The sequence below is a fragment of the Pseudoalteromonas thalassia genome, assembly GCF_049257215.1.
Taxonomy (GTDB): domain Bacteria; phylum Pseudomonadota; class Gammaproteobacteria; order Enterobacterales; family Alteromonadaceae; genus Pseudoalteromonas; species Pseudoalteromonas lipolytica_C.
Map to the genome: position 1 here is coordinate 34,973 of NZ_JBMMUE010000005.1, position 16,110 is coordinate 51,082.

The window sequence follows — 16,110 nt, forward strand, 5'->3', positions numbered from 1 at the left end:
CCAATTTTGTAAGCGAATCAATTTAGTTGATTCGCTTTACGAAAACTCCCCTGATAATCAAATAGCTTTTCTGCCACTTTCCAACCATATTTTTTATTTTTACGCGCAATCACAAAATCGGGGGCCAGTAGTTGCTGCTGTAAATTTACAACCTGCTCAGCGCTTTGCCATTCAATTGGTGTAAAACCTGGTGCTGCTCTCTTACCAAACTGCTTATTAAAAATAAATCGTCCGGTGTCATTTGCTAAGTTAAATACCTCATCACAACTTGCACCGTCCTCATCATAATAACTAATTTTAAGTAAACCTTTTGCGAGCACCTGAGCTGACAAACCACTACACCTTAATACCAAGGCATCTTTTAAATTTAGTGCTTCTCGTAGTTTATCATCAGGGTCTGCCATCATGGCACCACAAGAATGGCACTGCCTTGCAGCAATGTCATTTTGTTCACCACACTGCTCACATTCTTTAAACCGAAAGCGATAATCGCACTGAACTTGTTCTTCACCATCGTCTAGCAAGCCTTGGCAACGTCTGCCAAAATGCTCAATCACTTTGCCCTCGCTGTCTGTTTTACCCCAAAAAATATTCGCAAATCCACAACCCGGACACAGTACTTGAACAGGCTCATTATCACTTTGCGCTTTTTTACTGCCCACTTCAGGATAAAACAAATCAAAACCATTACCTGCATAGTCAATCACTAAGCAGTCTTTTTTTCCTTCACTTAAGCGCAGGCCCCGACCTACAATCTGCTGGTATAAACTGACCGATTCGGTTGGCCGTAAAATCGCGATGAAATCAACATGAGGAGCATCAAAGCCTGTCGTGAGCACAGATACATTAACCAAATATTTTATTTGTTTTGCTTTAAATTGATTAATAATTCGGTCACGTTCGTTATTATCGGTATCGCCGGTTATAAGTGCAGTATTTTGCTCTGGTAAGTAACCGGTAATTTCTTTGGCATGCATCACGGTTGCGGCAAAGATCATCACGCCATGACGCTGTTCACTGTATTCTATAACTTGCTTGATAATAGCTTTTGTTGCCCGTGTGTTATCTTTCAATAATGCATTCATATTTTCGATATTGTATCGACCGAATGAATCACTCGGTAGTGATGAAAAGTCATAATGACTAATAGCAGCATCGACTTCATGCGGCGGCGTTAAATAGCCGTTCTTAATCATATAGCGCAGTGGTAACTCAAAAATACACTTTTTAAATGGCGCATCTTTATCACCTCTAACAAAACCGTGATAATGATGATGATAAACCCAGCCCATCCCCATACGAAAAGGTGTCGCAGTTAAGCCAAGCACTTTAAGGTTGGGGTTTTGTTTTTTTAGACTCGCTATCACCTGCCCGTATTGGCTTTGTTCATCACCGCTGACACGGTGACACTCATCAATGATCAACAAAGAGTAGGCATCACTCAGCTTATCGGTATTGCGCGCCAGGGACTGCACACTTGCAAAGGTGACTTGCTCTGTTAAAGACTTTTGCTTTAAACCTGCTGAAAAAATACTCGCCTTAAAGCCAAAGCTCATATATTTCTCTGCGTTTTGCTCCACCAATTCTTTGACATGTGCAAGCACCATAATTTTTTGTTTGGCAATACGCGCAAGCTCTGCAATAACAAGGCTTTTCCCTGCCCCTGTTGGTAATACGATCAGTGCAGCATCATCTGTTTGTCGAAAGTGAGCAACCGTGCGTTCTACGGCCTCTTTTTGGTAGGGTCTGAGTACGTACTTCATTTTATCGGAATATTCGACATAAAAAAGGGAAGCATACGCTTCCCTTCATATTCTTTAAAGCAAAAAATTAAGCCAAGTGCTTAGTTAGATCGACACCTTGGAACGCTTTAGGACGTTTACCACGACCCGTCCATTCAACGATTTCACCATTATACTCGATGCGATATTTTGGTTTAACTTTAGTACGCTTATCTGTACTTGCTACATCTTGTAAATCTTCTAATGTAAGTCCTTTTTCTTTTAACAAATCGAGTACTTCTTTTTTAGCTTCTTGCTGTTGAGTATATTTCTCGATTGCTGTGTCAATTAGCTGCTTGGCTTTTTCAAGCTCAGTTAACGACGCAGATTTAACAAAAGATCGGATTTCTTTCATTTAGAGCTCTCTTGGATATAAAATTTAAGTTAGATGTTAAACGTTCATGAGTATATAATTAAATCATAAATTAATCTATGACATGCTTATTTTTTATAGCACTTTTCATTATATTAAAGCCATAACTTAACTTTATCTATTACGTCAAGTAGCTCTGAAATCAACCCTTCGACAACCAAAGTGTCATGTTGTTGATTAAATCTATTTTCTGTCTGCACGATAAGTTCTGACAACGGTGGGTATTGAAGCATAACAATTCCACCTTTAAGCTTATGGATTGAACGAGAAATCTTTTCAATATCATGATTTTTTAAGTGCGTAGATAAATTATCCACATCCTCTTGTAAGCTGTTTATAAACACCTCAGCTAACATTTTTGCATCATTTTCATTTCCAAAAACAGTTAACCAATGCTGCTTATCTTTAACACCTTGTATATTTATAAATGTATTATCAATGGTTTCAACATCACTCGTGTTGAGGTCAATAAACTCAGCCAATCTATTATATAATTCATTTAGTTTATACGGCTTAAAAAGAACGCTATTCATACCTGAATCTAAAGCTTTTTTTAGACATTCTTTCGATGAGTCAGCTGTAAAACCGATAATAGGTAAATGCTTAAATTGCTCTTTTTCTCGTATACTTTTCGCTAAGCCAAAACCATCTAAATCCGGCATGTGGCAGTCTGTTAATAATAAGTCAAAATGATTATTCTCAAGCGCTTTTAACCCAGCGAAACCATCCTCGACTATTACAGCCTTAATACCAAGCTTTTGACATTGCTTTTCAAGTAATAGTTGATTGGTTTTATTATCCTCAGCTATCAGTATTTGCCCATAAACAGGAGTATTTTCTAGTCGGATTGGTTCACTACTTTTAGTGTGAATATTATCAATTAACTCTCTTAGTATATCTGGATACAGTGGGTCTACAGCTAATACGTGACAGCTACATTTTGCAGGAGCTTGAGTGCCATTCGGACTTAACACAATAATGTATTTATTGCTTGCTTGGTTTATCTCTGTTCGCCAGTCGTTACCCCAAAGTTCCACCATATAGCACTCATCAATAAATATACTTTTTGCTTGCTCAAAAGCATGTTTATCTAATGGCCAATCTAGCTGCTTATATTGAACACCAATGCTGTCTAAACAATTTAGCAGAGGCTGATTTTGACTACAGACATACCAAGTAACAGAAGATAGACTTAGCTTAGATTTGCTAACTTGGGTTAATGGCACAGTGATATAAACATTGGTGCCTTTCCCATAAGTACTAGAAATATTAATCTCACCTTCCATTACATCTAGTAATTGCTTGGCAAGACTTAAACCCAGACCAGCACCACCAAAGCGACGTTGAATAGAATTATCTGCTTGCTCAAAAGGGGTAAATGTTTGCTTTAGTTGCTGAGCAGTCATACCTTTGCCGGTATCTGATACTTCAAGTTTAAGGGTATTCTTTTCAAACAAAACATCACAACTAATCGTGCCTTGCTCGGTAAACTTAACTGCATTATTTAGCACGTTAGAAACAACTTGCATCACGTGGTTTATATCGACAGAGGCTAAATTATAGGCCGCTGTACGCCACGATAAAATGAATTCTATGCCTTTTTGCTTAGCAAGATATTCATGAGCGCGTATAACTCGGCATAAATGCGACTCTAAATCTACATTTCGTATTTCAACATCGATATTACCCGCATTAGTATTTGCAAAATAAAGAATATCATCAACTAAAGTGCGTAATTTTAATAAAGAGCCATCAATGTGCTCTACTAATTGGTATTGCTCATCAGTCATCGTTGAAGCTTTTAGTAATTCAATAAAGCCACTAACGCCTGAAATAGGCGTTCGCAGTTCATGACTCATGGTTGCAATAAAACGACTTTTCGCTAAATCAGCTTGCTGTGCTAATTGATTTGCCTTTGTAAGGTCTGCTTGCTGGCGTTTTAGCAAATTAATGTCAAATAGAATGCCATTCCAACGAACTCCCTCTTGCGAAGACTGCTTTTTGGGCTCAGCATTTGCTATATATCGACACCAAATCTGCTGACCTAAATGGTTCACTCTAAACTCAATATCGATCATGCTATTAAGTTTGTTAGCAAGCTTAAAACTTTTAGCAATTTTAACTCTGTCTTCATCAACAATATGAGGCGAAATGCAACCTGTCATGCCTCGGCGATTAACGGTTGTATTTGAAATACCTAATAACTCTTGTGCGCCTCGGCTAATATAAGTGTAGCTACCCTCACCATTATCATAATACTCGTACTGAAAAACGCCGCCTGGGATAGTATCGGTAATTGTTTGTAGTAGTTTTTGTACTGATTTATTCTCACGCTGTAATTGGTGATGCTCGGTAACATCGGTAATTACTGTCATAATGCCTGCAAGTAAACCATCAACACCATAATAAGGTTTTTTTGTATAAAGAAGTTCAAGGTTTTGTCCTTCATTATTGGTGTAGTTTATTTGCTGATTTATCACTTTTCCTGACTTTAAACTTTGTCTGTTTTGCGAAAGCAGTTTCTTAACCACATCAAGATCAGTACGTAGGTATTGATTATCTTTATCCCATAAATGAGCAAAATTATCTTTATAAGCCTTATTCCACATTATGCGACGTTGATCTTTATCCTGTATCACCACCATAGTAGGAAGGTCATCTATCAGCTTTTGAGTGAAGTTAAGTTTACTAAGTGCAACCTGTTCAGCGTGTTTGCGTTTTGCTATTTCTCTATTAATTGTTATTCGCCAGCTAATAAAGTAAATAACAGATACTGCCAACAGGATTAAAACAAGAATTGCTGTCGTGTTTACCGTTTTTTTATCATAGCCTTGCTCAATATTAAAAATACCATGGCGATTGACTACATGAGTAAAATCATTACTGGTTAATGTTTTAAATAAACTATCGAGTAAAGTGGCAAATTCAGAAAAGTGTTTATTTACTAAAAAGTAAATAGGCTGCGAATAACGATATTTTGGATTGATGTAAAATTCACCAATATAAAACTGATTTAATTGATAAGCGGCAATGCTTTGAGGCAAGATTACGCCGTCGATGTTATCATTTCTTAACGCATAAAAAAGAGTTTGAATTGAATCGAATGAAACGGTATCAAGCTGTTCACTAACCACAAGCCTCTCTAATGGATTTGCAAACGTTTCAAAATACCCTATCCGTTTAATTACTCTTGAACGCTTAGAAATTAACACCATTTCTAAACTATAGTGAGCAGGTAAAGCAATTAGTACACCTTCATCTATTTTAGATGGTGTAAGTGTAGGAATAATATCAACTTTATTAGCTAAAAATAATTTTTCTAACTCGCTAGAGTTAGCGGCTGGTATGTACTTAAATTGAAAGTCACTTCGCTGTGAAAGAAGTTGCAGTGTATCGTTTAAATACCCTCTGGCCTCACCATTCTTGTTTGTTGAATTTAGTGGATAAATGCCATCAATAAATGAAAATGTCAGTAAATAATTATTAATATCTTCGGCATTAATACGGTTAAAATCGCGCTTAAACTGCCCATATGCCTTTGCAGCTAAGTACTCTTCGCTCGCAGCACTTTCCCACAACTGTTTAGTAGTTGGAGATATTGAGGTCAAAACAGAATTCACTTGGTTACGTAGCAATGTATTGTTTTTATTGAACATTACATGCAGAGTTTCACTTGATAACCAAATAGGACTAACTACTTTTAAGTTATCATGAGTACGATTTTTAAATTGATGAGATAAAGCAGAATAATCTCCCAAAAACGCATCAAATGTGCCATCAGCAATTTTCTTATATGCATCTTCCGGTTGAATAAAGCGATTAATAAACAGAGCGCCATTTTCGGCTAAATATTCACAATGTGAGCTGCCAGTTATACAAACCCAGCGCAGGCTAGCCAAATTTTTTAAAGCATCGTTGGCTATCTTTTGCTTTGTCACTATTCCGCGCGGCGATTCCATAAACGGAGTAGAAAATAAGAAATGCTTCTTACGTTGTTTTGTCTCATTTAAGCCAACAGCAAAGTCGACTTTTCCTGCCTCCAAAGCATCTAAAAGCTCATTTAAACTTGCATATACTTCATAATCTAATTCAGCCCCAAGCAAGCTGGCAATTTCATTACTGTAGCCAACAATCACGCCTGAAAACTGACCATCAGCATCACGCGTATGATACGGGAAAAAGTTATAGCTAACGATACCAGCTTTTAAGGTTGCACCAGTCTGTTCAGAATTCGCACTAAATGATACAAGTAATGAAAGTAATATATAGATAAAGACAGTTATCTTACACAAACAAAAGCCTTAACTAATTGTTAATCAGGAAATTCCAGTATAAGAGATTATTTCAAATGGTACAAATAACTAACTTGTTTCAATACAATTAGCACTCATTAATATCTGTGCTTTCTTATTTTATAAAACCCATTTCAGTATCAACCACTCTTTGATTTTACTTCACTAACAATACTGAGAGTTTTCTCGTTCGGAATAATAATAATTGATTCAGAGTGATGACAAACAAACCTTTGATTAAGGTTAAGAACTTTATGCTCATTATCATGGTTTTGACGAAACGTTTAACTCTCTTTCTTAATAAACTATTAAAATAATTGCTAAAGACATCAGATAGCCTTGTATCAATATTTTGTCCAATGATCGCCATGTATATTCCATAAAAAAAGGCTGAAAAAATTCAGCCTTTTTACGTTCAAAAAACTTTATTAGAAGCTGATTGAGTAGCTTACACGATAATCGCGACCAAAGTTGTTATATAAGTCTTGATCATCCCATGTGCCATTTGATGATAGCACTGGATCTTCATCTGTTAAGTTATTAACAGTGAAAGTAACAGCACCATATGCACCAGCATTATAAGTATAAGTTAAGTTATGTACTAACCAGCTATCAAGTCGACCAGACACATCATATTTAGCACCAGCAATTGGATTACCATCAGCATCTAAAGGAGCTTTTTCAAACTCACTTGTGCTATCAGTAAATGTTGCATTCCATGCTAAAGAGTGATCTTCATAAGACCATGCAACCGTTGCAACAGACTTAAGCTCAGGTTGACCTGACCAACCAGATGTATCTTGAACTCGACCACCTACTTCTTCTTCATATGAAAGTACAAAGCTATTCACGTTTTGGAAACGGAAATCACCAAAACCAGTTTCAAGATTTGCAGCAATTGTAAAGTCGATACCTTCAATTTCGAAACCAGCACCATTAAAGTAAGATGTACCTGCTTCAATAAGCGTTCCAGATGCAGCACGCTTCAGATAGAAAGTCTCATTCGAAGTATCTGTATCTACTGATACAGCAGAGATTAGGCCTGCAGCTTCGTCAGATAAAAGAGCTTGTAATGTCTTTTGTTGGATTACATTATCGATTTGTAACTGGAAGTAATCAAGTTTAAAAGTAAGGTTGTCGTTTACATCCCACGCGATACCAAGGTTAGTGTAATCTGATTCTTCAGCATCTAATTCTGAGTTTTGTGTATAGTATGTATTGTACTGACGCTCTGTTGTAGAGCCATTTCTATAGTCAATAGCGTCTTCTGCTGAAAATGAACGCGCAGCATTAAGACGGTCAAGACCAGGTGCACGGAAAGACTCAGAATATGAACCACGGATAACGATGTTATCAGCTACTTGCCAACGAGCAGATACCGCAGGAGCAATATTGTCACCGAAGTCAGAGTAGTCATCGTAACGAGCTTTTAAGTTAACTTCTACAGTTTCAGTAATTGGAAGAACTGACTCGAAGAAGAATGCTGTTACATCACGTTTACCCTGTGATGAGTTACCTGCTGAACCACCGATTAAACCAGCAGCTGATTGACCATCGTAGATATCTGCATAAGTTTGCTCAAAGTATTCCATACCTACGTAGTGTGATACTTGACCACCAGGTAATTCGAATAAATCGAAGCCAATACCAGCAAAGTATTGGTCAAAAGTCGATGAAGATTCTTGAAGTGTTGTTGCTTTCATGTTTGCAACACCTTCATCTGAACCTAAATCAATATCATTAGCTTGGTTGTAAGCTAAACCAGAATAAGAAAGGTAGTATTGACCAACAGATTTGTTATCTGCTTTGTTACGGTGGTAGTAAACTTCCCATGAAGCATTGTTCCAGTCGAAGTCACCGCGAAGACCAGTAGTTAAGTCGATATTGTAGTCGTCTACGTTACCGTCACGAGTACCGATACCAACCCAACGGAATAAACCATACGCACCGTCTACACCATAAGGGTTGTGTGGGTTATCAGCAGACATATTTTCCCACTCTGCAGCAGGAGGAGCATAACGACCAAATGATGAGTTTTGAACAAACATTGTTTGACCAAACCACTCTACGTTATCGGAAATTTCATAGTTAGAGCTGATGTATAATGTGTTACGGTCGATTGATGCTGTGTTGTAAGATACGTTACCAAACGCATACATACAATACTCAGAGCCTGGGCCCCAATCTTCATTTGCATCTACACGACGGAACGTATTTTCACCGTACTCTGCAATTAAGTCATCACATAAAAGTGATGCTTTTGCTTGTGAGAAGTCAGGAGAAAGAACTGTTGCACCGAAGTACGACCAACCAACAGTATCTGCAGTGTATGCTTCGATATCACCATCACCATCTAAATCACCGATTTTAGCTTTAGTGTAATCACGTGCACCATCACTGATACCTTCACGTTTTTGGTAATCGTATGCAAACGTGATGTTACCTTTATCGTTTGAGATACCACCGACTACAGAAAACTCTGAAGATGTTGTCCCTTCGTCCTGATCACGATGACCAGCACCAACGTTAAAGCTTAGGCCTTCATAATTGTCTTTTAATACAACGTTAACAACACCAGCCATTGCATCAGAACCATAAATAGATGATGCACCTTCAGTCATGATATCGATACGCTCAACTGCCGCCATAGGAATAGCATTTAAGTTAGCTGACGCACCACCTAATGTTGGTGAGCCTGGGAAACGACGACCGTTTAATAGCACAAGTGTACGGCGTGAACCTGCACCACGTAAGTTAATAGTTGCTTGAGACTGAGCAGAGCTACCTGAACGCTCTGAGAATGAGCCGAATGAGTTCAATGAACTTGAACGAAGAGCGTCAGCTACAGTGAAATCACCTTCCATTTTGATATCAGCAGATGTAATGCTGATTACAGGTGATGCACCTTCAAGGTCAGTACGCTTGATGCGTGAACCTGTTACTTGAATGCGTTCAACTTTTTCTACACTGTTGTCTTCAGCTGCAACAGTCGATGCAGAAAATGCAGCAGTTGACACTGCACCAAAAGCAATCGCTAAGCGAACTGCTTTTGAAACTTGATTATTTAACATTTGATTCTCCCTGGTCATATCCATGTTATGACTTTATTAATTTATTTATTTAACACTAAAGGGTCAAAGCCCCCCTTAGAGCAATCAAATACTAATATCAGGTACAACTTTTGGTCAACTTTTTTTTAACCTTTGTTTTATAAGGGAATTTAAACAATAAACAAATAATCAACAATAAACCAAGCAAGTTAATATTAGGTACAAGATAATTGCTTAAAGGTACAGAAAAATCGTGAAAAACCTACATAAACAGCTTTTTGATAACCAATAAATGCAACAATCAAAATTAACAATTGAAATAAAATAAATTATCTATGACAGGCAAAAAAGGAGGAGGATTTCAAAAAAGTAACATCTATTTATTAAATGCTACTTCTTTTTCTAAATCTAAATGAGGGTTTTAAAGAATCGATTCACCCATAATGTAAATTGCTAGTAATTCATCTTGATTGTTATCAAAGATTTTCCCAACTTCACAATTGACTTTCATTGATTCTACTTGTTCGATCAAAAGTGCTGACTGGTTAGCAGCATTTACTAACTCAGTTAACCTAAGAATTAGAAGCTCTAATTCATTCATAAAAAGAGACAACGCTTTTTTGAAGTCTATTTTATTATTCTGATTTTGACGCAAGAAGTTTATGAACGCAGGTAAATTAGTCCCCACTAAAGCATCAAAATTATTTATAAATTCACGTTTCATTTTTATTTCAATTTCATTGAAATAATGCTTTGCACTTTCCAGCTGCTTTCTATCAAGATCGTTAATCAAAGCCATTAGAGATGATGTTAACTCTTGTCTAACAAAGTTTGCTGCCGCTAAAATCTTTGCATTTGGCTTTACAATTATTGATTCAGGGTGATGACAGACAAATGCAAATACTCCCTTAGCACTTAATACACGAAAAACCTCAGAGATACTTTTATCAAGTTGACTGTACTCTAGAGAAAACTGTGCAATAACAGACGAAAACTCATCATCTTTAAATGGTAAATTCTCAACGGCTGTATTTGACAGAAAGGTTCCGCCTACACTCTTTGAAACCTCGGGATGAATTTTTGCCTGATCGATTCCAACACAATTTAACTTTTTGTCTCTTTGTATCAGCTGAATTAAGGCACCATTGCCCGTGCCAACATCCAGAACCAATGAGTCTGGATCTAACTTAGTCGCGAAACTACACCAGAACTCTTGTAATGCTCCTTGGTAATTTTTTTTAAACCCGTTTCCAAATGAGGTTAGGTGTCCTTGTTGCCAATAATTTGTCCAATGGTCGCTCATGTATACTCCATAAAAAAAGGCTGAATAAATTCAGCCTTTTTACTTTCAAAAAACTTTATTAGAAGCTGATTGAGTAGCTTACACGATAATCACGACCAAAGTTATTATAAAGGTCTTGGTTATCCCAAGTACCGTTTGATGATAACACTGGATCTTCATCTGTTAAGTTATTAACAGTGAAAGTAAGTGCACCGTATGCACCTGCATTATAAGTGTAAGTTAAGTTGTGAATTAACCAGCTATCAAGCTTACCTGTTTGCTCATAGTAGCCATCACCATCTTCATCTTTTTCAGTTTCAGTAGTGCTGTCTGTGTATGTTGCATTCCACGCTAGTGAGTGATCTTCATAAGACCATGCAACCGTTGCAACAGACTTAAGCTCAGGTTGACCTGACCAGCCAGATGTATCTTGTACAACACCACCTACTTCTTGGTCATACGAAAGCACAAAGCTATTCACGTTTTGGAAACGGAAGTCACCAAAACCAGTTTCAAGGTTTGCAGCAATTGTAAAGTCGATACCTTCAATTTCGAAACCAGCACCATTGAAGTAAGATGTACCTGCTTCAACTAGAGTACCTGATGCAGCACGCTTCAGATAGAAAGTCTCATTTGAAGTATCTGTGTCTACTGATACAGCAGAGATTAGGCCTGCAGCTTCGTCAGATAGTAAAGACTGAAGAGACTTAGATTGAATTACATTATCAATCGCTAACTGGAAGTAATCAACTTTGAAAGTAAGGTTGTCGTTTACATCCCACGCGATACCAAGGTTAGTGTAATCTGAAGTTTCAGCATCTAACTCTGAGTTTTGCGTGTAATAAGTGTCATATTGACGCGATGTAGTTGAACCATTTGCATAGTCGATAGCTGATTCAGCAGAGAATGTACGTGCAGCATTTAGAAGGTCAAGACCTGGTGCACGGAAAGACTCAGAATATGAACCACGGATAACGATGTTATCAGCTACTTGCCAACGAGCAGATACCGCAGGAGCAATATTGTCACCGAAGTCAGAGTAGTCATCGTAACGAGCTTTTAAGTTAACTTCTACAGTTTCAGTAATTGGAAGAACTGACTCGAAGAAGAATGCTGTTACATCACGTTTACCCTGTGATGAGTTACCTGCTGAACCACCGATTAAACCAGCAGCTGATTGACCATCGTAGATATCTGCATAAGTTTGCTCAAAGTATTCCATACCTACGTAGTGTGATACTTGACCACCAGGTAATTCGAATAAATCGAAGCCAATACCAGCAAAGTATTGGTCAAAAGTCGATGAAGATTCTTGAAGTGTTGTTGCTTTCATGTTTGCAACACCTTCATCTGAACCTAAATCAATATCATTAGCTTGGTTATAAGCTAAACCAGAATAAGAAAGGTAGTATTGACCAACAGATTTGTTATCTGCTTTGTTACGGTGGTAGTAAACTTCCCATGAAGCGTTGTTCCAATCAAGGAAACCACGTAAACCAGTTGTTAAATCGATGTTGTAGTCGTCTACGTTACCGTCACGAGTACCGATACCAACCCAACGGAATAAACCGTATGCACCATCTTCACCGTATGGGTTGTGCTCATTGTCTGCAGACATACCAGTCCAAGGAGCAGCTGGAGGAGCATAACGACCAAATGATGAGTTTTGAACAAACATTGTTTGACCAAACCACTCTACATTTTCAGCGATTTCATAGTTAGAGCTGATGTATAATGTGTTACGGTCGATTGATGCTGTGTTGTAAGATACGTTTGCAAACGCATACATACAATACTCAGAGCCTGGACCCCAGTCTTCATTTGCATCTACACGACGGAACGTATTTTCACCGTATTCTGCAATTAAGTCATCACATAATAGTGATGCTTTTGCTTGTGAGAAGTCAGGAGAAAGAACTGTTGCACCGTAATAAGACCAACCAACAGTATCTGCAGTGTACGCTTCGATATCACCATCGCCATCTAAATCACCGATTTTAGCTTTAGTGTAATCACGTGCACCATCACTGATACCTTCACGTTTTTGGTAATCGTATGCAAACGTGATGTTACCTTTATCGTTTGAGATACCACCTACTACTGAGAACTCTGAAGACGTTGTTCCTTCGTCTTGATCACGATGACCAGCACCAACGTTGAAGCTTAAGCCTTCATAGTTGTCTTTTAGGATAACGTTAACAACACCAGCCATTGCATCAGAACCATAAATAGATGATGCACCTTCAGTCATGATATCGATACGCTCAACTGCCGCCATAGGAATAGCATTTAAGTTAGCTGACGCACCACCTAATGTTGGTGAGCCTGGGAAACGACGACCGTTTAATAGCACAAGTGTACGGCGTGAACCCGCACCACGTAAGTTAATAGTTGCTTGAGACTGAGCAGAGCTACCTGAACGCTCTGAGAATGAGCCGAATGAGTTCAATGAACTTGAACGAAGAGCGTCAGCTACAGTGAAATCACCTTCCATTTTGATATCAGCAGATGTAATGCTGATTACAGGTGATGCACCTTCAAGGTCAGTACGCTTGATGCGTGAACCTGTTACTTGAATGCGTTCAACTTTCTCTGCACTGTCGTCTTCAGCTGCAACAGTCGATGCAGAAAATGCAGCTGTTGATGCAGCACCAAAAGCAATCGCTAAGCGAACTGCTTTAGAAACTTTTTTATTTAACATTTGATTCTCCCTGGACCACTATATTGTGGCTATATTTAGCATAAGCTTGTTTATTATTTGTTATCACATCAGGACTGCGACCAACAAATAATAAACAAATTAAACAAAATATCCAGACATTTGTTTATAAAAAACTAATAAAAAACCACAAATGAAACCAAACTTTAATCTATCGCGCAAAATTCGTACAAAGACATTTCTAGATAAAACCCCTAGAAATAGGGACAAAAAGCAATATTCAGACCTTAAAACATTCGAATTTGCTTATTATTTCCAAATGAAACAATAGTACCTAAATCTGCAACTATCATTTCAGCTATTGGCAACAATTGCTTATTAACATAAACGCCATAATCGTAATGATGTTTACCTGTGTAGTACTCAGCGCCACAATCGGTGTACACATATTCAATTATTTGCCCACGCTTGAAGCTAACAGTAGGATTTTTAACTATATATTGCTTAGCTGCTTTAACATGAGGAGGGATATTTTTTTGATAGTCTGTCAAATGCTGCCCTAATCGTTTACGGTAGACTAGCATTGAGTCAAATTCACCTGCATAAAGCTTTTTTACATAATTATCAAATACTTGGATTATTAAATCCTGACTATTCTGTTCACTAAATAAAATATTGAAAAGCTCTCTTTGAAATTGATGAGCCAATTCAGTCCAATCACTTCTGACTGTTTCCATTCCTTTAAAAACAAGTTCGCTAATTCCATCTTTGACCACATTTCCGACATATCGCTTTTTAGAACCCGTTGTTTTTCCTCTAATCGTGGGCATAAAAAAAGGGCTATAGTGGATTTCGAACTCAATTTCTAAAAAACTGTCTATTTTATAATGTTGTTGTAACTCGTGCTGCCAACGTATGTTTATTTTTCTTGCCAGTTCCGTACCGATTTCATTACAGTCTTGAGGATTCAGCTCATCAACTAATTTCACAAATGTCGAGTCAGTATCGCCATAAATTACTTCATAGCCCCATTCTTCAATCCACTGCTTGGTAGTTTGCATTATTTCATGACCACGCAGAGTGATTGAACTAGACAAGCGTGGATCATAAAAGCGGCACCCTTTTGAACCTAACACTCCATATAAACTATTCATAATTATCTTAATCGCCTGCGAGAGCATAGGTTGGTCATTATCTTTGGCGACCTGTCTTTTAGCAGCGAGCTCTCGAATCAGTTCAGGTAAGTGATGTTCGGTTCGTGAAAATAGCGCTTGATTAAAACCCTCTATTGCATTTTCTGGGCTTTTTAAACCCTCAATCAAGCCAAGTGGATCTATACAAAATGTTCTCATTATCGATGGATACAGGCTTTTGTAATCGAGCACGAGTATATTTCTATAAAGCCCTGGTTGTGATGACATAACATAGCCACCGGGGCTGTCGAATGTTAGGCCATGATCCCCCAAATTGGGAGCTACATAGCCACTTCTATGTAATAAAGGTAGGTAGAGGTTAGTGAAAGCGGCAACAGATCCCCCCATTCTTTCAAGCTCTAAACCTGTTAACTGACTTCGTACAACTGCAAAATCGAGTAACCTAAGCTTTTCAAAAATACGCAAGACTAAAATGCAATCTTGTCTGTTGTAACTCGCAAGTGAAAGTTTATCTTCATTAAACTGACGAATGATCTCAGCAAGACGGTCGTCGGTGCTAATCAGTTTATCTTCGCCAAGCTCAATGCTTGCTACATTGGCAAGACTGAAGTTATCGTAATGATAGGTTGCATTTTTTAAGGTATCGATACCATCAATCACAACCCGACCAGGTATAGTTAAGCGAGTAAAGCTACCAACTCTCAACTGCATTTTTTCTTTATTGCGCCCTAAAGGTAATTCAACCCCAAGCGCTTCAGCACGTGCATGCAATACAGTAAAATCAAACTCAATGACATTCCAACCTATAATCACATCAGGATCTATAGTTTGAATAAGCGTACAAAGGTGGTCTAGTAAATCAATTTCATCAACACACCATTGAATGCTAAATGGCAGTTCACTGGTATCTTGTGGCTGTCCTATCATTAACACCATATCGATGTTTTCGCCCACTAAGCCAACTGAAAATAGTACTCCCTCACCATTACATTCAATATCGAGTGACAAGCTTGAGAATCGAGGCGTAAATTCGCTATTTTTTTTGAATTTAGCATCAGTTAATACTGGATATGGGTGGCTTTTAATTAAACGACCTTTGGCCCAAACAGATCCTCTGATAAAGCGCTCCATTAAAAACCTATCGACTGGGCGGATATCATCTTCATAGACTTTTATATGCTGTGCTTTGAGTCGTTTAGCTGCGTTGTAATAATGTTTCAATGAAGAGAAATAACAAGAAACCACTTGTTGCTGCATGAAGCTTTTAAGCTTCACATGCTTAATTTCGCAGATGATCCCATACTCGTTGAACACGCTTGTTGCAGCGTCTAATTGTGATTTATTAATAAAAAACACTGCGTGTTGTAAAGAGCTAATTAGCTTTACAGGCCCCTGCTGAGATAATATCCACACCACAATAGAAATGCCTTTAGCGCTATCATAGCATTGGGTGGAAAGAATAAAGCCAGAAACTAACTGCATGTTATTAGACCTTTTTTCGGAAATTTAGGCATTTTAG

The 16,110-nt window shown here is 37.9% G+C and carries 7 protein-coding genes; all 7 read right to left on the reverse strand.

Annotated features, from left to right (window positions below; translation table 11 throughout):
- Positions 1-17: 17 nt before the first annotated feature.
- The gene (gene radD / locus AAEU31_RS07890) at positions 18-1,763 is read right to left on the reverse strand and encodes a DNA repair helicase RadD (protein WP_421966929.1); all 1,746 of its coding nucleotides are present in this window, start codon (positions 1,761-1,763) and stop codon (positions 18-20) included.
- A gap of 67 nt (positions 1,764-1,830) precedes the next feature.
- Positions 1,831-2,136 (reverse strand): H-NS histone family protein, encoded by a 306-nt coding sequence (locus AAEU31_RS07895; RefSeq protein ID WP_135925343.1) that lies wholly within the window; start codon positions 2,134-2,136, stop codon positions 1,831-1,833.
- Between the two features lie 113 nt (positions 2,137-2,249).
- Complete coding sequence (locus AAEU31_RS07900) at positions 2,250-6,446, reverse strand: ATP-binding protein (protein WP_421966930.1); 4,197 nt, start codon at positions 6,444-6,446, stop codon at positions 2,250-2,252.
- Between the two features lie 428 nt (positions 6,447-6,874).
- Positions 6,875-9,517 (reverse strand): TonB-dependent receptor domain-containing protein, encoded by a 2,643-nt coding sequence (locus AAEU31_RS07905; RefSeq protein ID WP_421966931.1) that lies wholly within the window; start codon positions 9,515-9,517, stop codon positions 6,875-6,877.
- Between the two features lie 400 nt (positions 9,518-9,917).
- On the reverse strand, positions 9,918-10,799 hold the full coding sequence (locus tag AAEU31_RS07910) for a class I SAM-dependent methyltransferase (RefSeq protein ID WP_421966932.1): 882 nt from the start codon (positions 10,797-10,799) through the stop codon (positions 9,918-9,920).
- 58 nt (positions 10,800-10,857) lie between these two features.
- Positions 10,858-13,479 carry a TonB-dependent receptor domain-containing protein gene (locus AAEU31_RS07915; protein WP_421966933.1) on the reverse strand — a complete coding sequence of 874 codons (2,622 nt, stop codon included), beginning with the start codon at positions 13,477-13,479 and terminating at the stop codon, positions 10,858-10,860.
- A 245-nt stretch (positions 13,480-13,724) separates the two neighbouring features.
- Positions 13,725-16,073, reverse strand: coding sequence for a DNA polymerase II (locus AAEU31_RS07920; RefSeq protein ID WP_421966934.1), 2,349 nt, complete (start codon positions 16,071-16,073; stop codon positions 13,725-13,727).
- Between the last annotated feature and the right edge of the window lie 37 nt (positions 16,074-16,110).

What these genes read in the sequence shown, in the direction of transcription:
- AAEU31_RS07910 (WP_421966932.1), bottom strand. Translation starts at nt 10,799, where the DNA reads ATGAGCGACCATTGGACAAATTATTGGCAACAAGGACACCTAACCTCA.
- AAEU31_RS07895 (WP_135925343.1), bottom strand. Translation starts at nt 2,136, where the DNA reads ATGAAAGAAATCCGATCTTTTGTTAAATCTGCGTCGTTAACTGAGCTT.
- AAEU31_RS07920 (WP_421966934.1), bottom strand. Translation starts at nt 16,073, where the DNA reads ATGCAGTTAGTTTCTGGCTTTATTCTTTCCACCCAATGCTATGATAGC.
- AAEU31_RS07915 (WP_421966933.1), bottom strand. Translation starts at nt 13,479, where the DNA reads ATGTTAAATAAAAAAGTTTCTAAAGCAGTTCGCTTAGCGATTGCTTTT.
- radD (WP_421966929.1), bottom strand. Translation starts at nt 1,763, where the DNA reads ATGAAGTACGTACTCAGACCCTACCAAAAAGAGGCCGTAGAACGCACG.
- AAEU31_RS07905 (WP_421966931.1), bottom strand. Translation starts at nt 9,517, where the DNA reads ATGTTAAATAATCAAGTTTCAAAAGCAGTTCGCTTAGCGATTGCTTTT.